This is a genomic window from Flavobacterium aerium, assembly GCF_030766725.1.
Lineage (GTDB): Bacteria > Bacteroidota > Bacteroidia > Flavobacteriales > Flavobacteriaceae > Flavobacterium > Flavobacterium aerium.
Genome location: NZ_JARQWR010000011.1, coordinates 98,006 through 120,326 on the forward strand (window position 1 = coordinate 98,006; position 22,321 = coordinate 120,326).

Here is a 22,321-nt window from a genome sequence, read left to right on the forward strand (position 1 = left end):
AATACTAGGGATACTCCCAGTCATTCCATCCTTTGTTACTGAATAAATACTATAAAACTTCCATACAATGCATAAAAAAGTAATCTTAATGATTCTTGATGGTTGGGGAAAATCTCCAAATCCAAAAGTTTCTGCAATTGACAATGCCAACACTCCTTTTATTGATAGTTTGTACACAAAATACCCTAATGCATCATTGCGTACCGATGGATTAAATGTAGGTTTACCTGAGGGTCAAATGGGAAATAGCGAAGTGGGCCACATGAATTTAGGAGCGGGTCGAATTATTTACCAAGATTTAGCAAAAATAAATTTAGCTGTACAGAACAAGACATTAAACCAAGAGAAAACGCTTTTGGATGCTTTCAAATACGCAAAAGAAAATCATAAAAATGTACACTTCTTAGGATTAGTATCAAATGGAGGTGTTCATTCTCACATTGATCATTTAAAAGGCTTAGTAGATGCCACACAAGAATATGGTCTAGACAATGTATTCATTCATGCTTTTACAGATGGCCGAGATGTTGATCCAAAATCAGGTAAATCTTTTATCACAGATTTGGACCATTATATCAAAAACACGACTGTAAAATTAGCGTCAATCATTGGTCGTTATTATGCAATGGATCGTGACCGCCGTTGGGAACGAATCAAGCTTGCTTACGACCTTATCGTTAATGGAATAGGAACGCATTCTAAAAATGCAAAGCAAAGTATTCAGGAGGATTATGATAAATCCATTACCGATGAGTTTATTAATCCTATCGTGATGGTCGATGCAAATGATAAACCTATCGCTACAATAAAAGAAGATGATGTTGTAATCTTTTTCAATTTCAGAACTGATCGTGGACGTCAATTAACAGAGGTATTAACTCAGGTGGATTGCCATGAAGAGAATATGCATAAAATGAATTTATACTTTGTCACGTTGACTAATTATGATGACTCTTTCAAGGGTATTCATGTCGTTTATGACAAGGACAACATCACTGAAACATTGGGTGAAGTTTTAGAGAAAAATCACAAGAAACAGATTCGTATCGCGGAAACAGAAAAATATCCTCATGTTACCTTTTTCTTTTCTGGTGGTAGAGAAATTCCTTTTGAGGGTGAAAGTAGACTTTTATGTCCTTCCCCAAAAGTAGCAACTTATGACTTAAAACCAGAAATGAGTGCTTATGACTTAAAAGATGCATTGATTCCCGAGTTAAACAAGAGGGATGTAGATTTCGTTTGTTTAAATTTTGCCAATGGCGATATGGTGGGACATACAGGTGTTATGTCTGCTGCTATTAAAGCTTGTGAAGCGGTTGATATTTGTGTGAAAGAAGTTATTGAAACGGCTTTAGCTAATGATTACACAACTATAGTGATTGCTGATCACGGAAACTGTGAAACAATGATTAATCCTGATGGTAGTCCAAATACGGCTCACACCACGAACCCTGTTCCAATTATCCTTGTAGACAAAGAGCTAAAAACAATTCACGATGGCGTATTAGGTGACATCGCTCCTACTATTTTAAAATTAATGGGAATTGAAAAACCTGCAGTAATGACGCGTCATTCTTTACTATAATTGGTTTCTGAATTCAATAAAAAAAGAGGTATTTCAAATGAAGTACCTCTTTTTTATTTATAGCTTACTGATCATATCAAAGTAAGCCTTTTCTATTTGCTCCTGATGATCTGGATGCGCAATTTTAATCATTTCTTTTGCCCGTTCTTTCAAAGTCTTTGCATACATATTCGCAATCCCATATTCGGTTACAATATACTGTACATGTGAACGTGTTGTAACAACTCCTGCTCCTTGTTTCAAATAAGGCACAATCCTACTCTCTCCTCTTTTCGTTACAGAAGGCAATGCAATAATTGCTTTTCCTCCATTGCTTAGGGATGCTCCTCTTATGAAATCCATTTGTCCACCTACACCTGAATACATTTTCCCACCAATGGAATCTGCACAAACTTGCCCCGTAATATCAACCTCGATTGCCGAGTTTATCGCAATCATTTTAGGATTACGTCGAATTACTGATGTATCGTTCACATAGGATGACTCTCGCATTTCAATAAATGGGTTATCATCTACAAAATCATATAATCTCTGGGATCCTATCAGAAAAGTAGCTAATGCTCTTCCTCTGTTTACTCCTTTATAATTGCAATTAATGATGTCTTTTTCAATCAAATCGATCACACCATCGGAAAACATTTCGGTATGCAATCCTAAGTTTTTATGATTGGTTAATTGTGTCAGAACTGCATTGGGTATGGATCCAATTCCCATTTGTAAGGTGCTCTCATCTTCAATTAATGAGGCTACATATCGCCCAATTGTTGCTTCTTGTTCCGAAATAGAAGCCATTTCGTGACATGCCATTGGAACATCAACCTCAACTAAATAATCTATTTCGGAAACATGCAATAATCCATCACCAAATGTTCGAGGCATTCGAGGATTTACTTGTGCTATTACTACTTTCGAATTTTCAATCGCTGCCAAGGAAGCTTCAACCGAAACACCTAATGAACAATATCCATGTCTGTCTGGAGGGGAAACTTGTACAAAAACAACATCTAGTGGCACTACTTTTTTGCGAAATAATAAAGGTAATTCACTGAGAAAAACTGGGGTGTAAGAGCCATTTCCTTCTTTTAATGTATGTCTTACATTTTTACCAATAAAAAAGGAGTTTACATGGAAGCTTTCATGCAAAGCTGGATCAGCATAAGGCGCTTCTCCTTCGGTATGCAAATGGCAAACTTCTACGTTTCTTAATTCAGATGCTCTTTCTGCCAAGGCTTTCGTTAATACTGTAGGCGTTGCTGCTGCTGCCTGTACATATACCCTATCATTCGATTTTACAACTTTGACAGCATCTGCTGCCGAAATATATTGACTCATACCTGATAATTTTATTCAAAAATACATCCCTTTAAATTACGAAAAAATGATAAACCTCATGTATTAATTTCAAATAAAAAATTAATCAACGAAATGTTGTACTTTTGCACCTTTAAAATTAGTGTTATGATTATTATTAAAACTCGTGAAGAAATTGAATTAATGCGTGAAAGTGCATTAATCGTGTCCAAAACATTAGGAATGCTCGCTACAGAGATTAAACCTGGTGTAACGACTCTTCAACTTGATAAATTAGCAGAAACTTACATTAGAGATCATGGTGCTGTACCTGGATTCTTAGGATTATATGGTTGCCCTTCTACATTATTAACCAGTGTAAATGAGCAAATTGTTCATGGTTTACCAACGAATAGACCTATTGAAGAAGGTGATATCGTTTCTATAGATTGTGGTACAATCAAAAATGAATATTATGGTGATCATGCCTATACTTTTGAAGTAGGTGATGTGAAACCAGAAACTAAAAAATTATTACAAATTACCAAAGAATCACTTTACGTTGGTATCCGTGAATTACGTTTAGGTAATCGCGTAGAAGATGTAGGAAATGCTATTCAGCGTTATACTGAAGCACATGGTTATGGTGTTGTAAGAGAGCTTGTAGGTCATGGTTTAGGTAAAAAAATGCACGAGGATCCTGAAATGCCTAACTACGGTAAACGTGGTAGAGGTAAACTTTTTGTAGAAGGAATGGTTGTTGCAATCGAGCCTATGATTAACATGAAGTCTAAAAACATCAAACAATTAAAAGATGGTTGGACAATTGTAACTGCAGATGGTAAACCTAGTGCTCACTTTGAACATGATGTAGCTATTGTAGATGGTAAACCAGAATTGTTATCCACATTTGCTTATATCTATAAAGCTTTAGGTATTGTATCGAATGAGGAAGATGAATTCAGACAAAAACCTTTGGTTATTTCTTAATGAAAAAGGCGTTTAAATTTATTCTGAATACTATACCAAGGCCTCTATTAATTCGATTGAGTTATGTTGCCAGACCTGTATTGGCCTTATTTTTAAAGGGTGATACTTATACGGATCCTATTGACGGAAAAAGTTTTAAAAATTTCCTTCCTTATGGTTATGGTACTCAACGTAATAATGTCTTATCCCCAAGCACTCTTTCACTAGAAAGACACCGCTTATTGTGGTTGTATCTGAAAAATGAAACTAATTTTTTCACCCAACCCAAAAAGATTTTACATTTTGCACCTGAGCAGGCTTTTTACAAGCGTTTCAGAAAACAAAAAAACTTAGAGTATACTACAACTGATTTATATTCTCCTTTGGCGGATGTAAAAGCAGATATTTGTAATCTACCATTTCAAGACAATAGTTTTGACCTTATTCTTTGTAATCATGTCTTGGAGCATATTCCGGATGATACTAAAGCAATGGAAGAATTATACCGCATTCTGAAACCTGGAGGTATGGGAATTTTCCAGATTCCACAGGATTTGAATCGCGCTACAACTTTTGAAGATAATAGTATTACTGATCCCAAAAAACGCGCTGAAATATTTGGTCAATATGATCATGTTCGCGTGTATGGTCGTGATTATTTTAACAAACTTAGATCCATTGGATTCACCGTTGTAGAAGAAGATTATACTACCAAAATAGGACCTGAATTAGTCGAACGTTATTGTTTGGCAAAAGGAGAAATCATTCCTATTTGTTATAAAAAATAAAACCCCTGTAAGAATTACTCACAGGGGTTTTTCATTGTATGTCAATACTCTTAGCTCTTAGTTCATTTCTGGCATCAGCATTCCGATAATTTTATCCTTTGTTAAATACTTTTTAGCAACAGCTTGAATTTCTTTTGCCGTTACAGCATTTACTTTCTGCTCATACCCTACAACATCGTTTACATCTGTTCCATCAACATAGGCCGACTTTAATGATCCTAACCAGAATCTGTTTTCTTTCAAATCCTTCTTATAATCTAAAATTTCCCCTTCTTTATATTTCACTACATCTTTTTGATCTGGCCCATTGTCCACTATTTTTTGCAATTCGCGCAATGCCGAAGCAGTTAATTTTTCTGCATTTTCTGGTCCGCATGGAAAACTAATCGAAAAACTGTACGATCCATAAGGTACTTTATTCAAAGATCCTCTCGCTCCAACACCATAAACTCCACTTTCATTTTCTCTTAATTCCTCTACTAACTTAATAGACAGCACTTCCCCTAAAGCTTGCATAGCCATATCTTCTTTTGGATCATATTTACAATCTCCCTGATACATAATTGTCACAGAACTTTTAGGGTCTGTTCCTTTATTGACTACTTTTTTATGATCTCCTTTGATATAACGGTATCCCAAATCTATCATCTTCTCTCTTTCCATAGTTGAGGGTAACGAAGCAAGATATTGTTCTGAATATTTCTCCATGGCTGCATCGTCAATATTCCCTACAAAATAGAAAACAAAATCTCCTGCATTAGCAAAACGTTCTTTATACTTCTTATAGGCTAAATCATAATCCGCAACTTCCAATGCTTTTTCGTCTGGAAAGATCCCTGTGAACCTTGGATTCTCAGCATAGATATATCTGTAGAATTGATCTTGAAAGTAATAACTTGGTGTTGACAATAGATTTTTAAACACAGCGGTCTGTTTTTGTTTATAACCTGCAAATGCCTCATCATCTTGATTTAAATCTGTAAAATAAGCATGGGTCATTTGAAACAAATATTCTAAATCTTTTGGTGTTGAACTACCACGGACTCCTTCTGTAATTGCAGATATATAAGGAGAAGCTTTTGCTATTTTACCCGTCATGAATTTATTGATATCGTTTATTTTTAGTCCTGAAACACCTGCCTCTGTCAAACCATTGTTTGCCCATTGTGTCTTGTTCATTTCTTCATTAGAATACAAGTTTGTTCCGCCAAAGCTTACAGCATCCATCAAAACTTCATCATTCTTAAAATCTGTTTTTTTGTAAACAACCTTCGCACCATTTGAAAGTGTCAATGTCGTTGTACCGATTTTATCATTTGTTTCCTTCTTTATAACTTTACCTGGCTTCACTTCTTTACGCAATAAACTTTGTACCATTTCTGAATCTTGGTACGCTGTTAATGCCGCTGAATTCACTTTCAAAACTTCCAAAACTTCTTTTTCAGTTACTTTTTTCAGTCCTTCTTTTTCTGGTCCAGTAATAACCACAACTCGATTATCCTCCTTGATGTAATTAGTAATCAATTTATTCACTTCCTCCACCTTTATTGTAGGAAATAAGTTTTTTATCGTTTCATATTCCCAAGCAATACCAGGAACAGGTTCATTTTTCAAGAAATTACCTTGGTACTCTCCCACAAAATTGACAGAATTTGTTTTATCACGATCATTGTATGTTTTTTCATAACTAGCTAAATACTCTGCTTTTGCTCGCTCTAATTCATTTTGAGTAAATCCAAATTTACGTACCCTCTCATTTTCTTCAACAACAACTTTCAATCCTTGTAAAGATTTATCTTCTTGTGTCATTGCAGATGCTTGATAAGCATCTTTGGTTCTTGCCCATGTACTTCCATAGTATGCATAAGCATAGTTAAATGGCGGATTAGCAGTATTTACTAATTCATCTAATCTATTATTCAACATGCTTGAGAATAATCCTTTTAAAAGATCATTTCTATAATCATTTACAGTCACAGTGGTTTTTGGAGCATCGTAATCTTTATAAACAAGATTTACTCTCGTAAAAGAAGCTTCTTTATCTGATTCTACAGCTACAAAAGTTTCTTTGTGATTCGGCACATCGTAAGTCTTTCTTGGTCGTTCATTTTTTGGATTTTTATAGCCTGAAAAATGTTCTATAATTTTCTTCTCCATCGCTACTGGATCTATATCACCAACCACAATTACACTCATCAGATTAGGTCTATACCAATCTTTATAGAATCGAATTAATGCTTCATGCTTGAACTTTTCTAAAATCTCTTTTTTACCAATTGGCAAACGATCTGCATAATGCGATTTATATAACATTTTAGAAATATACTTTCCTAACATTCTTTTATCAGCACCTAATCCTAAACGATATTCTTCTAAGACTACTCCTCTTTCTTTATCAATTTCCTCTGGTGTCAAAACGGTATTAAAAGCCCAATCTTCTATAATCTGAAATCCTTTCTCTAACTTTTCCGGGTCGTCAGATGGTATTGGTAGGAAATATGCTGTTTCATCAAAACTGGTATAGGCATTTAAATGCTGTCCAAATTTCACTCCAATACTTTGAAGATAATCTACTAATTGATTTTTAGGAAAACGTTTGGTTCCATTAAAACACATATGTTCCATAAAATGCGCTAATCCGCGTTGATCATCGTCTTCCAAAATAGAACCTGCATTCACTACTAATCTTAAATCAACCTTATTTTCTGGTTTTGAGTTTTTCTTAATGTAATATGTTAATCCATTTTTTAATTTTCCTTTTTTAACGGTTGCATCAAATGGAATTGGCGAATCCGATTTAAATTCCTGCGCAAAAATAAATCCTGGAACGGTCATCAGGAGGAATAACAATACGTTCAATTGCTTCATAAAATTATATGTTATTTAGTTATAGTTGCAGGTAAAACTAGTTACATAATGCTATTCAAGAAATTCAATTATACTAATTTTAACTAAATCACATGAATATATTAACTTTATCTCACACAATATTAAACAATTACACATTAATACTCGATTATTATAAAAATACCATTCTTTGGTCCTTTTCGGAGAAAACTTCTTCTAATTCAAGTTTTTAAACCCATGCAATCGGTGAGAATTACTATATTTACATTTTATACGTATAATTTAGACGCTCGAAAGATGGTTTTGAAAAAGTTTAATTATTTTCTTTGTTGGTTACTTCTTACGAATGTAATGATCAGTTTTGCACAGGTACAAAATGAAGTAGCGCCTCCCTATAACATAAAAACAGTCAGTTTTGTTCAAAACCAACAAAACATGATTCCTATATTCCGAAAAGGAGATACTTTTCAACTTCAATTTGACGATTTGTTTGGTGATGAGTCCAACTATTATTATACTATCACACATTGTAATTACGACTGGACGCCTTCACAATTAGCGAAGAGCGAATACTTAGAGGGCTTTGATAATCAAAGAATCCGTGATTATGAGAATTCATTCAATACCTTACAAATTTATTCACACTATCGATTATCGATTCCAAACGTTCAGACGAATCTAAGAGTGACTGGAAACTATATCATCAATATCCTTAATGAAGATCAAAACATTGTTTTTTCAAGAAAATTTGTCTTGTATGATGATTTAGTAAGCGTGCCTTTGCAGATGAAAAGATCTCGTGACTTAAGTACTATCGAACAGAAACAGAATTTAGATTTTGCTATAAAATCACCTAATTTATTATTCCAAAGTCCTTTGCAAAATGTAAAAGTATTATTGATGCAAAATGGTCAATGGAACAATGCCATTTACAATATCAAACCACAATACACCATTGGGAATGATTTGATTTATAAATACAATACTGAAACTCAATTTTGGGGTGGAAATGAATTTTTAAATTTTGATAATAAAGAAATTCGAACGGTGAATAATACTGTTTTATATGTAGATGCAAAAGACATTTACAACAGTCACTTATACACTAACGAAGCACGTGCTAACAAAATCTATACGTACTACCCTGATATTAACGGTAACTTTGTATTGCGTAATATGAATGCTGCAAATAACGAAGTCGAAGCTGATTATGCTTGGGTATATTTTAGTTTAAGTGCTCCTGAATACTTTGGTAAAAAAGATATTTATGTTTCTGGAATGTTCAATAATTATTTATTGACTGATGAAAACAAAATGAAGTATAATCAAGAAAAAGGGCTTTATGAAAAAGCAATTATGATTAAACAAGGTTTCACGAATTTCAAATATGTAATTTCTGACGGTAAAAAAGTAGACGATGAAAATGCTATTGATGGTAATTATTATCAAACTGAAAACGAATATTTCGTTGTTGTATATTACCGTGAAAATGGAGAACGATATGATCGTGTAATTGGTAAAGGAGTAGCAAGTTCACAGAACATTACGAATTAATTTTAAAGATAATTTAACTAAACTTAATCCCTTGCTTTTCTAGAGATCTAATATTTTTTTTATCTTTACACAACATTTTTAAAGAATCTTTCAGAAAATATTTACAACCCTATGGTTTCTCAGATTACAAGAGGTATAAAAATTTCAGTTTTGACTAGTTTTGAAGGTACATACTTCAAGAACTACAAAATTCATTTTGCCTTTAGTTATGAGGTTACTATTGAAAATCAAAGTAAAGATTCTGTCCAATTAACTTCACGCCACTGGGAAATTTACGATTCCCTTAATGACATTGAAATTGTAGATGGCGAAGGTGTAATAGGAAAAAAACCTGTTTTAAAACCAGGAGAAAAGCACACCTATAGTTCTGGTTGTTTACTTTCTTCTCCGTTTGGTGCGATGAGAGGATATTTTAGCATGGTGAATTTCACCTCTACCAAAATGTTTCGCGTTATCATTCCTACATTTCGTTTAAGCACACCTTTTGCTTTAAACTAATTTAAAAATTACATTTCCTTCTTACTCTTTAAATTTCATCGAGGATAATCATTCTATTTTACTCCTTTTTGGAAGAATAAATTGAATCTCCTAAAAGCTTCAGAATAAGATATTGTTAATAATTCCCAATTTCTAGTATTTTGATATTTTAAAAATATCATTTCGTATCTTTGTGTTGCAAATAATTAATTATTCATAAAAATCTTAGTTGCCATGCCAAAAGGAATTTTTAATGTACCTAAAGCGATCAATGAAACTGTAAAATCATACGCTCCTGGTTCACCAGAAAGAGAAGAAGTACTTGCTACTTTCAAAAAAATGTACAATTCAACAGTGGATATTCCATTATACATTGGAGGTAAAGAAATTAGAACCGGTAATACAAAAAATATAAACCCTCCTTTTGATCACCAACACGTTGTTGGTAAATATCATCAGGCAGATAAAATCCATATTGAACAAGCGATCGAAACGGCTTTGGAAGCACGTAAAAAATGGGCTAATTTATCTTGGGAACACAGAGCTTCAATTTTCTTAAAAGCTGCAGAATTATTAGCGGGACCATACCGTGCAAAAATCAATGCTGCAACAATGATTGCTCAAGCAAAAACTGTTCACCAAGCAGAAATTGATTCTGCTTGCGAATTCATTGACTTTTTACGTTTCAACGTACAATTCATGACTCAAATTTATCATGAACAACCAATTTCTTCTGAAGGAATATGGAATCGCATGGAACACAGACCTCTAGAAGGTTTTGTTTATGCAATTACTCCTTTTAACTTTACAGCTATTGCTGGTAACCTTCCTGCTTCTCCAGCATTAATGGGGAATGTAGTAGTATGGAAACCTAGTGCTACTCAGATTTATTCTGCTGCTGTAATCGTTGAAGTTTTCAAAGAAGCGGGATTACCAGACGGTGTAATCAACGTGGTTTACGGAAATTCAAGCATGATTAGTGATACTCTTTTAGAAAACCCACATTTTGCTGGAATCCATTTTACAGGATCAACAGGTGTTTTCAATGATATCTGGGCAAAAATTGGAAGTAACATTCATAAATACAAAACATACCCAAGAATCGTTGGAGAAACTGGTGGAAAAGATTTCGTGATTGCTCACCCTTCTTCACACCCAGCACAAGTTGCTACAGCATTATCAAGAGGTGCTTTTGAATATCAAGGACAAAAATGTTCTGCGGCATCTAGAGCTTATTTACCAAGTTCTATCTGGCCAGCTATTAAAGAACAATTGGTTGGAGATTTGAAAAGCATGAAAATGGGTTCTCCAGAAGATACATCAAACTTCGTATCTGCTGTTATTAGTGAGAGTTCATTTGATAAATTAGCAAAATTCATCGATCAGGCGAAAAAAGATTCTGATGCTGAAATCATTGTAGGTGGTAATTACGACAAAACAAAAGGATACTTTATTGAGCCTACAGTTATTGTAACAACCAACCCAAAATATGAAACAATGAGTACTGAGTTATTCGGTCCTGTATTGACTATTTATGTTTATGAAGATGCTAAATGGGAAGAAACACTACACTTAGTAGATGAAACTTCAGAGTACGCGTTAACGGGTGCTGTTTTCAGTCAAGATCGTTATGCTATCGAACAAGCTACTAAAATATTAGTAAATAGTGCTGGTAACTTCTATATCAATGACAAACCAACTGGAGCTGTTGTAGGTCAACAACCATTTGGTGGTGCTAGAGGATCTGGAACAAATGACAAAGCTGGTTCTATCTTGAACTTATTGCGTTGGGTTTCTCCTAGAACAATCAAAGAGACATTCGTAACTCCTACAAATTACAGATATCCATTTTTAGGATAATCTAATTTGATATATAAATAAAAAAAGCCCATTTCAATTGAAATGGGCTTTTTTTATACTTTAAATTTTATCGGTAAATGAACTACTTTTTTTGTTTCAAAAAATTCATTTTCAAAAATTGAAGCCAATTCATATTGTGTGGCCTTTGGAAAATCCTGAAGTTCTTCTGTCAAATCTCCCCCTTTTAAATAAAGGATTCCATTTTTCAATTCGTGCTTTTGTTGTTTTTTAATTTTGTTCTTTATCCAAAGCACAAAATCTGGCATATTAGTTACTGCTCTACTCACCACAAAATCAAATTCACCTTTTACTAATTCTGCGCGAATTTGTTCTGCTTTTACATTTTTCAATCCTAAAGCATCAGCCACTGCCTGAACAACTTTTATTTTCTTTGCAATAACATCAATTAAATAAAAATGTGTTTCAGGAAATAGAATCGCTAATGGAATTCCCGGAAAGCCTCCTCCTGTACCAACATCTAAAATTTTTGTTCCCGCCTTAAAACCCTGTATTTTAGCAATCCCAAGAGAATGCAAAACATGTTTCGTATATAATTCGTCAATATCTTTACGAGAAATTACATTTATTTTCGAATTCCAATCTTGGTATAAACTTTCCAACATTTGAAACTGCTCTTTCTGAACATCAGTTAAATCAGGGAAATATTTGATAATTTCTTCCATTCTAAAAATTTTTCACAAAAGTAATGATTTTCATGCTGAAATTTTTAACTGTTTTTTACATACAAAAAACATTATAATAATTACCTTTGAAACTATTATTTATTTAGAATGATTATAATATGAGTAACGCTCCAACTTTTTCAAGACATGATTCTTTAAAGTTTTTTAAAACACTGAACAAGCGTGTAAATGACTACTTTAAGGATAATAACATAAAAAAAACAGGAAACTGGAAATTACATTTGAAAACGATTATTATGTTTTCAATTTTCCTTACCCCTTACTTTTTACTCTTAACTTTAGACATGTCCGCATGGATTCAATTACTATTAACTATAGTTATTGGTATTGGTATGGCAGGTGTCGGTATGAATGTAATGCATGATGGTAATCACGGTTCTTATTCTTCTAAGCCTTGGCTAAACAAAATCATGGGATCCAGCATTTATATATTAGCTGGAAATGTATACAACTGGCAAGTACAACACAATGTTCTACACCACACTTATACGAATATCCCGGGTCATGACGAAGATTTAGAAGCAGGTCGAATTATCCGTTTTACTAAAAATGCAGAATGGCATAGCTTCCATAGATTTCAACATTATTACTCTCTTTTCTTATATGGTTTATTAACTTTCAACTGGGCGATTACAACCGATTTCAAACAGATGAGAAGCTATGTAAAACGAAAATTATCTTATGGAGAATTCCCAAATCCAGTACGTCTTTGGACTGTATTGGTTATCACTAAAATCATATACATCTCCATTTGGATCGTCGTTCCTATCGTTCTAGGAATTACTTGGTGGAAAGTATTAATTGGTTTTTCTGTAATGCATTATACTGCTGGTTTAATCCTAAGTATTGTATTCCAATTGGCTCACGTTGTTGATGAGACAGATAATCCTTCTCCAAATGAATTAGGAGAAATGGAAAATACATGGGCAATTCATCAATTGTACACTACTGCAAATTTTGCTCGTAAAAATTGGATTATTAATTGGTTTACAGGTGGTTTAAATCATCAAATTGAACACCATATTTTCCCAAACATTAGCCATGTTCACTATGGTAAAATTTCAAAAATTGTAAAGCAGACTGCTCAAGAGCATGATTTACCATACCACGAATTCAAGACAACGAGAGAAGCAATTATTGCACATTTCAAGCATTTGAAAGAATTAGGAATGAAACCTGCAATGACAATCTAACAACACAAACAACTAATCACAATAAGACCTATAAAATGAATCAGCTTTCAGATAGAATTAATAAATTATCTACTTCTCAAACTTTGGCAATGGCCGCAAAAGCTAGAGAATTAAAATTACAAGGAAAAGACATCATCAGTTTAAGTTTAGGTGAACCTGATTTTAACACTCCTGACTTTATTAAAGAAGCTGCAATCCAAGCGATTCACGACAATTACAGCACATACACACCCGTTGATGGTTATGTTGATTTGAAAGAAGCAGTATGCCGAAAATTCAAAAGAGACAATAATCTTGATTATACTCCATCACAAATTGTAGTATCTACAGGAGCAAAACAATCTTTGTTCAATGTAGCGCAAGTATTAATCAATCCAGGAGACGAATGTATATTACCTGCACCGTTTTGGGTAAGTTACGCTGAGATCATTAAAATGTCTGAAGGTGTTCCAGTAGAAGTTCCTACTTCTATCGAAAGTGATTTCAAAATCACTCCAGAACAACTAGAAGCAGCTATTACACCAAAAACAAAAATGATTATGTTCAGCTCTCCTTGTAATCCAAGTGGTTCTGTATATAATGTTACTGAGTTAACAGCGATTGCTAAAGTATTGGAAAAATACCCAAACATATTTATCGTTTCAGATGAAATCTACGAGCACATCAATTTCACAGGGAACTTTTGCAGTATTGCAACTATTCCTGGAATGTATGAGCGTACAATCACGGTAAATGGCGTATCAAAGGCATTCGCAATGACAGGATGGAGAATTGGTTATATCGGTGCTCCAGAATTTATTGCAAAAGCTTGTACTAAAATGCAAGGCCAAATTACGAGTGGAGCAAATAGTATTGCGCAACGTGCTACTATTGCAGCCTTAGATGCTTCTCCAGACAAAATTAAATTCATGGTTACTGAATTCCACAAAAGAAGGGATTTAGTTGTAGGCCTAATCAAAGATATTCCTGGAATGAAGATTAATGTTCCCGAAGGAGCTTTCTATGTATTCCCAGATGTTTCTTCTTTCTTTGGAAAAACATTAAAAGGAACCAAAATTAATAATGCAGATGATTTTTCTATGTATCTACTTTCTGAAGCTAATGTTGCTACAGTAACAGGGGATGCTTTTGGAAACCCTAACTGTATTCGCTTTTCGTATGCAACAAGTGAGACTTTATTAACTGAAGCGCTCAGACGTATTAAAGAAGCTGTATCATAATATCCTGCCCCATTTTTATGGGGCTTTTTTATTGCTAAAAAAACTATAGACCCTTATTATATTACTCTATCATGTCAAAAATATTACTTTTAGGATCAGGAGAATTAGGTAAAGAATTTGTGATTGCTGCACAACGCATCGGGCAAACTGTAATTGCAGTTGATAATTATGAAAATGCCCCAGCTATGCAAGTTGCAAATGGATTTGAAGTCATCAATATGCTCGACGGAGATGCGTTGGATGCAATTGTAGCCAAACATCAACCTGACTTTATTGTACCTGAAATAGAAGCTATTCGTACAGAACGTTTTTATGATTATGAAAAACAGGGATTCACGGTTGTTCCTTCTGCAAAGGCAGCAAATTTCACCATGAACAGAAAAGCCATTCGTGATCTTGCAGCAAAAGACCTTGGACTTCGTACGGCAAATTATCGATATGCAACATCGTCCGAAGAACTTCGTAAAGGTGTATTGGAAGTAGGTATACCTTGTGTTGTTAAACCATTAATGTCTTCTTCGGGTAAAGGTCAATCAACAATTAAAACAGAATCGGATATTGAGAAAGCTTGGCAGTATGCTGTTGAAGGCTCTCGCGGTGATGTTGTTGAAGTTATTGTTGAAGCTTTTGTAAAGTTCAATTCAGAAATCACGTTATTAACCGTTACTCAAAACAATAATCCTACGCTATTTTGTGCCCCGATTGGTCATCGTCAAGAAAGAGGTGATTACCAAGAAAGTTGGCAACCTGCAAAAATATCTGATGCTCCATTATTTGAAGCACAGGACATGGCAGAAAAAGTTACTGAAGCTTTAGGTGGTGCAGGGCTTTTTGGAGTAGAATTTTTCCTTACAGACGAAGGTGTTTATTTTTCCGAATTATCCCCTCGCCCACATGATACAGGTATGGTCACATTGGCCAATACTCAAAATTTCAATGAATTTGAATTGCATTTGAGAGCAATATTAAGCTTGCCTATTCATGAAATAACATTAGAAAAAACTGGCGCTAGCGCTGTTATTGCTGCACAATTTGACAGTATTTCTCCTAGCTATATGGGTCTAGAAAAAATTGCTGCTTTACCAAAAACTGATTTCAGAATCTTTGGAAAACCAACTTCAAGACCGTATCGCAGAATGGGGGTTGCATTAGTTAATGACACTTTAGAAACTCCTATTGAAACATTAATAGAAAAAGCAAAAGTTGCTGCTGCATTAGTAGAAGTGAAAGCATAATACCGAATCGTTTGGAATTGATATTACAAAATATAGCGCGATATATTCAATTAAGCTCCACAGAAGAAAAACATTTTCTTTCTTTATTAGAGCAAAAAAACTATAAAGCAAAAACGATAGTACTCCATAGTGGGGACATTTGTGAATACTCCTATTTTGTTTCTAAAGGAATATTACGCAGTTATACCATAGACACCAATTGTTCTGAACATGTAATGAGTTTTGCTTGTAATAATTGGTGGATTGCCGACATGTATAGTTTACTATCTCAGCAACCAGGCACCTTAACTATTGAAGTAAATGATGACGCAGATGTATTGTTGCTTTCCAAGATCAAACAGGAACAACTATACATTGATATTCCTCAATTTGAACGTTTCTTTCGAATCATTACAGAGAATGCTTTAGTGAGTAATCAGCAAAGAATCATGGACAATCTTAGTCTTACAGCGGAAGCACGATATGATAAATTCTGTACAAAATACCCCGAACTTATTCTCAATCTTCCTCAAAAACAAATTGCATCCTACATTGGTGTCACACCAGAGTTTTTTAGTCGAATGCGAACCAAAATGCTTAAAAACAAATAATTTATTTCTATCCCATACTACCTGATTGTAATTGTAAAAAATTCAATCCGGTATTTTCATTTTAAGAGCTATTCATTTCTTAATCTAGGTCAAGTGTTCTTCTTTCTTAAGAGTTGTAAATTTGTATCATAATTAAGTTAGTAACCGATTATTACAGTATAATAATAAAAAATCAAATTATGGAAAATTCAGTTTTACACAAAGCAGATACCCGTGGCCTAGCAAATCATGGTTGGTTAAAAAGTTTTCACACTTTTAGTTTCGCTAATTATCATAATCCTGAACGAATGAATTTTGGTGTGTTACGTGTATTAAACGATGATACAGTATCACAAGGTATGGGATTTGGCACACATCCTCATGAAAATATGGAAATCATTAGTATTCCATTGGAAGGAGATTTAGAACACCAAGACAGTATGGGAAACACCACTGTTATCAGAAAAGGAGATATTCAAATCATGAGTGCTGGTACTGGCGTAAAGCATAGTGAATACAATAAAAACAAAGACGAAGAAGTAAAATTTCTTCAAATATGGGTAATCCCTAATAAACGAAATGTAACTCCTCGATATGATCAAATTACATTAAACAGTGAGGATCGTCATAATAAATTACAACAAATTGTATCTCCAAATCCAGAAGGAAGTGGTGTATGGATTCATCAAGATGCTTGGTTTCATTTAAGTTCATTCACTGCAAATCACAAAGAGACTTATACAATTAATAAAAAAGGAAATGGTCTTTATGTTTTTGTATTGAAAGGAGACATCCAAGTAGGTGACCAACTATTGAATACTCGTGATGGTTTTGGAATTTGGGATTTTGAAACTTTGGACATCACGGCACAATCGGATGCTGAATTTTTATTAATGGAAGTACCCATGTTATTACAGCAATCTTAAAAAGCTAGCTTTAAAAATTATTTTTCATCAAAATGCTCAAGGATTATCTTGGGCATTTTTTTATATCCAGAAAAAATTAACTTTCATCTGAATCGATGAAAAGTTGATTCTCCTAAAAAAAAGATTATTTTTGCCTTCGGATTGAATTGTATTATTCAATCTCTAAATTTTAAATGTAACACATGAAAGCATATGTATTTCCTGGTCAAGGTGCCCAATTTACAGGAATGGGAAAAGACTTATATGAGCAATCGCCACTAGCCAAAGAGCTTTTTGAAAAAGCAAATGAAATTTTAGGTTTTAGAATCACAGACATTATGTTTGAAGGTACTGCCGAAGAGCTTAAAGAAACTAAGGTTACACAACCAGCTGTTTTTTTACATTCTGTAATTTTAGCCAAAACATTAGGGGATAGCTTCAAGCCAGAAATGGTGGCAGGTCACTCTTTAGGAGAGTTTTCTGCTCTAGTAACAAATGGTACATTATCTTTTGAAGATGGGTTACGTTTAGTTTCTCAACGTGCTTTAGCCATGCAAAAAGCATGCGAAATAACACCTTCAACAATGGCAGCTGTATTAGGATTAGAAGATTCTATCGTAGAAGAAGTATGTGCTAGTATTGATGGCATTGTAGTCGCTGCAAATTATAACTGTCCAGGTCAATTAGTGATCTCTGGAGAAATTGAAGCCGTTAATAAGGCTTGTGAAGTGATGAAAGAAAGAGGTGCAAAACGTGCTTTATTACTACCTGTAGGTGGTGCTTTCCACTCTCCAATGATGGAGCCTGCTAGGGAAGAACTTGCAGCAGCAATTGAAAACACTATTTTCTCTCAACCTATTTGTCCAGTATATCAAAATGTAACGGCAAGTGCGGTATCTGATCCAAACGAAATCAAGAAAAACCTAATCATCCAATTAACCGCTCCAGTACGTTGGACACAATCTGTACAACAAATGATTGCAGATGGCGCTACACTATTTACTGAGGTTGGTCCTGGAAATGTATTACAAGGTTTGATCAAAAAAATTGATAAAAATGCAGAAGTCGCTTCTGCGTAACTATTATCATTAAACATCAAAAAAGCCCGATATGAAATTCATATCGGGCTTTTTATTTATTGTAAAAACAATTATTTTCTAATTTTTTGTTCCCATTTCCAAGCACTTTCTAAGGCTTCGTTTAGTGATTGTTTTGCTTTCCATCCTAAAACTGTATTTGCTTTTTGCGTATCCGCATAGGCTTCAACAATATCACCTGCTCTCCTGTCCACAAACTTATAAGGGATTTTTTGTCCGCTAACTTGCTCAAAAGATTCTATAACTTGTAAAACAGTGCTTCCTGCTCCGGTACCAATATTGAACGTTTCGACTTTTGTATCGTTTTTATTGCCAATTAATCTTTGCAGCGCCACAACATGGGCTTTTGCCAAATCAACTACATGGATATAATCTCGGATACAAGTTCCGTCAATCGTTGGGTAATCCGACCCGAAAACAGATAATTCTTTGCGTAAACCTATTCCTGTTTGTGTGATAAACGGCACTAAATTCTGCGGAACACCAATTGGTAATTCTCCAATTTCTGCTGAAGAGTGTGCTCCAATTGGATTGAAATAACGAAGAAGAATTGCCGTGAAATCTGAAATTTTAGCAACATCTTCAATTATTTCTTCTGCAATTTGCTTTGTATTACCATAAGGTGACGAAGCGGGTTGAATCGGTGCATTTTCAGTAATTGGCATTACATCTACCTGCCCATATACGGTGCATGAAGAACTAAAAATAAATTTAGCCTCTTTTCTATTTTGTAATTCTTGTAAAAGGTAAACTAATGAATTAATATTATTTTCATAATACATCAAAGGATTTTGAACACTTTCTCCAACAGCTTTTGATGCTGCAAAATGAATGACATTAGAAATATCTTCATATTTCTTGAAAAACTCCTGAACTTCTGATTTATTACGTAAATCTAATTTTTCAAAAATTGGAGATTTTCCTGTGATTCTAGTAATCCCATCCAAAACCTCTTCTGAAGCATTCGAAAGATTATCAATAATTACAACTTCATAGCCTTCATTCTGTAATTCAACTACTGTATGCGAGCCAATAAATCCTAAACCTCCAGTTACAAGAATTTTCATTTAATTTTTTTTTATTATTTATTTAAAAATTCTAAAATTGAATCCGTAATAAATTTAATTTGATCATCTTCTAATTCAGTATGCATTGGTAATGCAATAACTTCTTGTACTAACTGATTTGTAACGGGGAAGTCTTCTTCTTTATAACGAGAATCTAAATATGCTTTTTGACTGTGTAATGGAATTGGATAATAGATTGCACATGGAATTCCTTTGTCTAATAAATGTTGCATTAAACCATCACGATTAGAGTTTACAATTCTTAACGTATATTGGTGAAATACATGAGAATCCGCATCACCTGTAACCACTGGTGTTACAATATTTTTATGGTTTGCTAATGCTTTGCTATATTTTGTTGCAGCGGCTATTCTTGCTTCATTATAGGTATCAAGATTTGGCAATTTTGCATTCAATACTGCCGCTTGAATTGAATCTAATCTAGAATTCACTCCTACCACATCATGGTGATAACGTACATACATTCCATGGTTTACAATTCCTCTCAACTGATGTGCTAATGCATCATCATTCGTAAAAATTGCTCCACCGTCACCATAACAACCTAAGTTTTTTGATGGGAAAAATGAAGTAGAAGCTACATGTCCAATGACACCTGCTTTTTTCTTCGTTCCATCTGCAAACTTATAATTTGCTCCAATAGCTTGAGCATTATCTTCAATAACATATAGATTATGTTTTTTTGCCGAAGCCATGATAGCTTCCATATTAGCCGTTTGTCCAAATAAATGCACAGGAACAATTGCTTTTGTTTTTGGCGTAATTGCTTTTTCTATCGCTTCAACGGAAATATTATAAGTATCCATTTCAACATCTACTAATACCGGTGTTAATTGCAATAAAGCAATTACCTCTACTGTTGCAGCAAATGTAAAATCGGCTGTAATAACTTCATCTCCTGGCTTTAAGTCCAAAGCCATCATAGCAATTTGCAATGCATCAGTACCATTCGCACAAGGAATGACATGCTTTGCTTCTAAATATTGCTCTAAGTCTTTTTGGAATTGGTGAACCTGAGGTCCGTTGATATAAGCATTAGTATCTAAAACCTCTTGAATTGAGTTATTTACTTTTTCTTTAATATTTTCATATTGACCTTTAAGATCAACCATTTGAATTTTTTTCATCTAAAATAAAATTTAAAACAAGCAAAATTACTAATTTAATGACTGCCTACCAATGAAATTAATGCAAAGTGATGTAATTTAGCCACACAATATATCGCTTATGTTTATAATCTACAATTTACTGACCTATGTAGCGCAACAATTACTTCAATTGATTGCTCTTTTTAACCCCAAAATAAAACTTTTTGTGGATGGTCGGAAAACAGTTTTCCCTACTTTAAATCAAAAAATAAATCCCACAGATAAGACTATTTGGTTTCACGCTGCTTCTTTAGGTGAGTATGAACAAGGTCTTCCTGTAATAGAACAAATCAAAAAGCATTTTCCACAGCATAAAATTGTCATTACATTTTTCTCTCCTTCTGGCTATGAAGTCCGAAAAAATGCTACTGTTGCTGATGTAATTTGTTATCTTCCTTTGGACACTCCTTCGAATGCTAAAAAATTCATTACCGCGATTCATCCAGAAATGGTGTTTTTTATCAAATATGAGTATTGGCCTAACTATTTGAAAGAATTAAAGAATAAAGAAATCCCTACTTATCTTATATCAGGGATTTTCAGAGAAAATCAGATGTTTTTCAAATGGTATGGCGGATTTTATCGCAATGCATTAAACACATTTAATCATTTTTTTGTACAGAATGGAACCTCAAAAGAATTATTAAATCGCTTGGGAAAAACCAATGTTACCGTAAGTGGAGACACTCGATTTGATCGTGTGGCTGAAATCATGGAAAAAGATAATTCTCTTGAGTTTATCCGTGAATTTAAAAATGATATTACTACCGTTGTCGTGGGGAGTTCTTGGCCAAAAGATGAGAATCTACTCATCGAATTAATCAATAATAATAGTTGGGATACTAAATTTATTATTGCGCCACATAATATAAAACCGGATCAAATTGCTCAATTGAAAAATAGCCTATCGAAAAAGGTAATTTTATTTTCTGAAAAAGAAGGAAAAAACCTAGCCGATTACGACGTTTTTATCATTGATACAATTGGTATTTTGACTAAAATATACAGTTATGCTGACATCGCTTATATAGGTGGTGGATTTGGTAACCCTGGTGTGCATAACATATTAGAACCTGCTGCTTTTGGAATCCCAATAATCATTGGTCCAAATTATTCTCACTTTGCGGAAGCTACTGCTTTGGTTAATATGGGAGGTTGCATTTCAATTCAAACCCGGGAAGAATTAAAAGACACTTTTGAAGATTTAATTTTCAATATTGACGTACGATATGAAAAAGGACACATTTGCAGCACATTTGTGCAAATGAATAAAAACGCTACAACAATTATTTTAAAACAAATTTTAAATGAAAACGGAAATCGAATTTAAGGCTATCGACCATTCAGACATCGATATCTTAGCCGATATGATGCAGGATTTTTATGCCATTGACAATTATCCAATTGAAAAGGAAAATTCCAAAAAATTACTTCATGAATTCATCAGTAATGAAAACTTAGGGAGAGGTTGGTTAATCCTTGATAACAACACTCCTATTGGATATAGTATTATCACGTTTGTTTTTAGCTTCGAATACAATGGCCGCATTGCTTTCTTGGATGAATTATATTTAGCCGAGACTGCCAGAGGTAAAGGTGCCGGAAAAAAGGCAATGACTTTCTTACGAGAAGAATTTCTTAAACTATCACTAAAAATAGTCTATTTAGAAGTAGAAAACCACAACAAAAACGCCCAAAAATTGTATATTGCCAACGATTTCACAATGCACAATAGAGATTTAATGAAATACATTGTTCGTTAAACATTGCCATTGTAAACACACCCAATTAA

19 protein-coding genes are annotated in these 22,321 nt (G+C 33.9%); 14 read left to right on the top strand and 5 right to left on the bottom strand.

The window, feature by feature from the left end:
- The first annotated feature begins 67 nt into the window (after positions 1–67).
- Positions 68–1,585 carry a 2,3-bisphosphoglycerate-independent phosphoglycerate mutase gene (gene gpmI / locus P6733_RS15105; protein WP_306353766.1) on the top strand — a complete coding sequence of 506 codons (1,518 nt, stop codon included), beginning with the start codon at positions 68–70 and terminating at the stop codon, positions 1,583–1,585.
- A gap of 57 nt (positions 1,586–1,642) precedes the next feature.
- On the opposite strand, the gene P6733_RS15110 is transcribed toward gpmI, so the two are convergent.
- Entirely contained in the window at positions 1,643–2,917 is a 1,275-nt protein-coding gene (locus P6733_RS15110; RefSeq protein WP_306353767.1) for an acetyl-CoA hydrolase/transferase family protein, read from the bottom strand.
- A gap of 126 nt (positions 2,918–3,043) precedes the next feature.
- Between P6733_RS15110 and map the strand changes: the two genes are divergently transcribed.
- Together map and P6733_RS15120 are read left to right on the top strand one after the other, a co-directional pair.
- Positions 3,044–3,865 (top strand): type I methionyl aminopeptidase, encoded by an 822-nt coding sequence (map, locus tag P6733_RS15115; protein WP_306353768.1) that lies wholly within the window; start codon positions 3,044–3,046, stop codon positions 3,863–3,865.
- Positions 3,865–4,632, top strand: coding sequence for a class I SAM-dependent methyltransferase (locus P6733_RS15120; RefSeq protein WP_306353769.1), 768 nt, complete (start codon positions 3,865–3,867; stop codon positions 4,630–4,632). The genes map and P6733_RS15120 overlap by 1 nt, the downstream gene beginning before the upstream one ends.
- A gap of 57 nt (positions 4,633–4,689) precedes the next feature.
- Here P6733_RS15120 and P6733_RS15125 read toward each other — a convergent pair whose 3' ends face one another.
- On the bottom strand, positions 4,690–7,500 hold the full coding sequence (locus P6733_RS15125; RefSeq protein WP_306353770.1) for a M16 family metallopeptidase: 2,811 nt from the start codon (positions 7,498–7,500) through the stop codon (positions 4,690–4,692).
- 330 nt (positions 7,501–7,830) lie between these two features.
- On the opposite strand from P6733_RS15125, the gene P6733_RS15130 reads away from it, so the two are divergent.
- The 3 genes from P6733_RS15130 (at position 7,831) to pruA (ending at position 11,370) form a co-directional block, all read left to right on the top strand.
- Positions 7,831–9,033, top strand: coding sequence for a type IX secretion system plug protein (locus tag P6733_RS15130; protein WP_306353818.1), 1,203 nt, complete (start codon positions 7,831–7,833; stop codon positions 9,031–9,033).
- A gap of 111 nt (positions 9,034–9,144) precedes the next feature.
- Entirely contained in the window at positions 9,145–9,531 is a 387-nt protein-coding gene (apaG, locus tag P6733_RS15135) for a Co2+/Mg2+ efflux protein ApaG (protein ID WP_306353771.1), read from the top strand.
- A gap of 213 nt (positions 9,532–9,744) precedes the next feature.
- Positions 9,745–11,370, top strand: a complete 1,626-nt coding sequence (gene pruA, locus P6733_RS15140; protein ID WP_306353772.1) for an L-glutamate gamma-semialdehyde dehydrogenase — start codon at positions 9,745–9,747, stop codon at positions 11,368–11,370.
- A 53-nt stretch (positions 11,371–11,423) separates the two neighbouring features.
- Here pruA and rsmG read toward each other — a convergent pair whose 3' ends face one another.
- The gene (rsmG, locus tag P6733_RS15145; protein WP_306353773.1) at positions 11,424–12,053 is read right to left on the bottom strand and encodes a 16S rRNA (guanine(527)-N(7))-methyltransferase RsmG; all 630 of its coding nucleotides are present in this window, start codon (positions 12,051–12,053) and stop codon (positions 11,424–11,426) included.
- Between the two features lie 119 nt (positions 12,054–12,172).
- Between rsmG and P6733_RS15150 the strand changes: the two genes are divergently transcribed.
- The 6 genes from P6733_RS15150 to fabD all read left to right on the top strand — a co-directional run bounded on the left by P6733_RS15150 (position 12,173) and on the right by fabD (position 18,275).
- Positions 12,173–13,267, top strand: coding sequence for a fatty acid desaturase family protein (locus P6733_RS15150; RefSeq protein ID WP_306353774.1), 1,095 nt, complete (start codon positions 12,173–12,175; stop codon positions 13,265–13,267).
- A gap of 35 nt (positions 13,268–13,302) precedes the next feature.
- Complete coding sequence (locus P6733_RS15155; protein WP_306353775.1) at positions 13,303–14,487, top strand: pyridoxal phosphate-dependent aminotransferase; 1,185 nt, start codon at positions 13,303–13,305, stop codon at positions 14,485–14,487.
- Between the two features lie 71 nt (positions 14,488–14,558).
- Positions 14,559–15,722, top strand: coding sequence for a formate-dependent phosphoribosylglycinamide formyltransferase (gene purT / locus P6733_RS15160; protein ID WP_306353776.1), 1,164 nt, complete (start codon positions 14,559–14,561; stop codon positions 15,720–15,722).
- Between the two features lie 11 nt (positions 15,723–15,733).
- A complete protein-coding gene (locus tag P6733_RS15165; RefSeq protein ID WP_306353777.1) occupies positions 15,734–16,312 on the top strand; it encodes a Crp/Fnr family transcriptional regulator in 579 nt (192 codons plus the stop codon).
- Positions 16,313–16,491: 179 nt separating this feature from the next.
- Positions 16,492–17,217, top strand: coding sequence for a pirin family protein (locus P6733_RS15170; protein WP_306353778.1), 726 nt, complete (start codon positions 16,492–16,494; stop codon positions 17,215–17,217).
- 182 nt (positions 17,218–17,399) lie between these two features.
- On the top strand, positions 17,400–18,275 hold the full coding sequence (gene fabD, locus P6733_RS15175; protein WP_306353779.1) for an ACP S-malonyltransferase: 876 nt from the start codon (positions 17,400–17,402) through the stop codon (positions 18,273–18,275).
- A 71-nt stretch (positions 18,276–18,346) separates the two neighbouring features.
- Here the strand turns inward: fabD and galE are convergent, their stop codons facing one another.
- Entirely contained in the window at positions 18,347–19,360 is a 1,014-nt protein-coding gene (gene galE, locus P6733_RS15180; protein ID WP_306353780.1) for a UDP-glucose 4-epimerase GalE, read from the bottom strand.
- Between the two features lie 14 nt (positions 19,361–19,374).
- Complete coding sequence (locus P6733_RS15185) at positions 19,375–20,508, bottom strand: DegT/DnrJ/EryC1/StrS family aminotransferase (RefSeq protein ID WP_306353781.1); 1,134 nt, start codon at positions 20,506–20,508, stop codon at positions 19,375–19,377.
- Positions 20,509–20,608: 100 nt separating this feature from the next.
- On the opposite strand from P6733_RS15185, the gene P6733_RS15190 reads away from it, so the two are divergent.
- Together P6733_RS15190 and P6733_RS15195 are read left to right on the top strand one after the other, a co-directional pair.
- The gene (locus P6733_RS15190) at positions 20,609–21,859 is read left to right on the top strand and encodes a 3-deoxy-D-manno-octulosonic acid transferase (protein ID WP_306353782.1); all 1,251 of its coding nucleotides are present in this window, start codon (positions 20,609–20,611) and stop codon (positions 21,857–21,859) included.
- The gene (locus P6733_RS15195; RefSeq protein WP_306353783.1) at positions 21,837–22,292 is read left to right on the top strand and encodes a GNAT family N-acetyltransferase; all 456 of its coding nucleotides are present in this window, start codon (positions 21,837–21,839) and stop codon (positions 22,290–22,292) included. The genes P6733_RS15190 and P6733_RS15195 overlap by 23 nt, the downstream gene beginning before the upstream one ends.
- Positions 22,293–22,321: the final 29 nt, after the last annotated feature.

Excerpts from the sequence above, each read along its gene's own strand:
- P6733_RS15110 (WP_306353767.1), bottom strand. The coding sequence starts at position 2,917 with ATGAGTCAATATATTTCGGCAGCAGATGCTGTCAAAGTTGTAAAATCG.
- purT (WP_306353776.1), top strand. The coding sequence starts at position 14,559 with ATGTCAAAAATATTACTTTTAGGATCAGGAGAATTAGGTAAAGAATTT.
- pruA (WP_306353772.1), top strand. The coding sequence starts at position 9,745 with ATGCCAAAAGGAATTTTTAATGTACCTAAAGCGATCAATGAAACTGTA.
- P6733_RS15130 (WP_306353818.1), top strand. The coding sequence starts at position 7,831 with ATGATCAGTTTTGCACAGGTACAAAATGAAGTAGCGCCTCCCTATAAC.
- P6733_RS15170 (WP_306353778.1), top strand. The coding sequence starts at position 16,492 with ATGGAAAATTCAGTTTTACACAAAGCAGATACCCGTGGCCTAGCAAAT.
- P6733_RS15190 (WP_306353782.1), top strand. The coding sequence starts at position 20,609 with ATGTTTATAATCTACAATTTACTGACCTATGTAGCGCAACAATTACTT.
- P6733_RS15120 (WP_306353769.1), top strand. The coding sequence starts at position 3,865 with ATGAAAAAGGCGTTTAAATTTATTCTGAATACTATACCAAGGCCTCTA.
- galE (WP_306353780.1), bottom strand. The coding sequence starts at position 19,360 with ATGAAAATTCTTGTAACTGGAGGTTTAGGATTTATTGGCTCGCATACA.
- rsmG (WP_306353773.1), bottom strand. The coding sequence starts at position 12,053 with ATGGAAGAAATTATCAAATATTTCCCTGATTTAACTGATGTTCAGAAA.
- apaG (WP_306353771.1), top strand. The coding sequence starts at position 9,145 with ATGGTTTCTCAGATTACAAGAGGTATAAAAATTTCAGTTTTGACTAGT.
- P6733_RS15150 (WP_306353774.1), top strand. The coding sequence starts at position 12,173 with ATGAGTAACGCTCCAACTTTTTCAAGACATGATTCTTTAAAGTTTTTT.
- map (WP_306353768.1), top strand. The coding sequence starts at position 3,044 with ATGATTATTATTAAAACTCGTGAAGAAATTGAATTAATGCGTGAAAGT.
- gpmI (WP_306353766.1), top strand. The coding sequence starts at position 68 with ATGCATAAAAAAGTAATCTTAATGATTCTTGATGGTTGGGGAAAATCT.
- P6733_RS15155 (WP_306353775.1), top strand. The coding sequence starts at position 13,303 with ATGAATCAGCTTTCAGATAGAATTAATAAATTATCTACTTCTCAAACT.
- P6733_RS15195 (WP_306353783.1), top strand. The coding sequence starts at position 21,837 with ATGAAAACGGAAATCGAATTTAAGGCTATCGACCATTCAGACATCGAT.
- P6733_RS15185 (WP_306353781.1), bottom strand. The coding sequence starts at position 20,508 with ATGAAAAAAATTCAAATGGTTGATCTTAAAGGTCAATATGAAAATATT.
- P6733_RS15125 (WP_306353770.1), bottom strand. The coding sequence starts at position 7,500 with ATGAAGCAATTGAACGTATTGTTATTCCTCCTGATGACCGTTCCAGGA.
- fabD (WP_306353779.1), top strand. The coding sequence starts at position 17,400 with ATGAAAGCATATGTATTTCCTGGTCAAGGTGCCCAATTTACAGGAATG.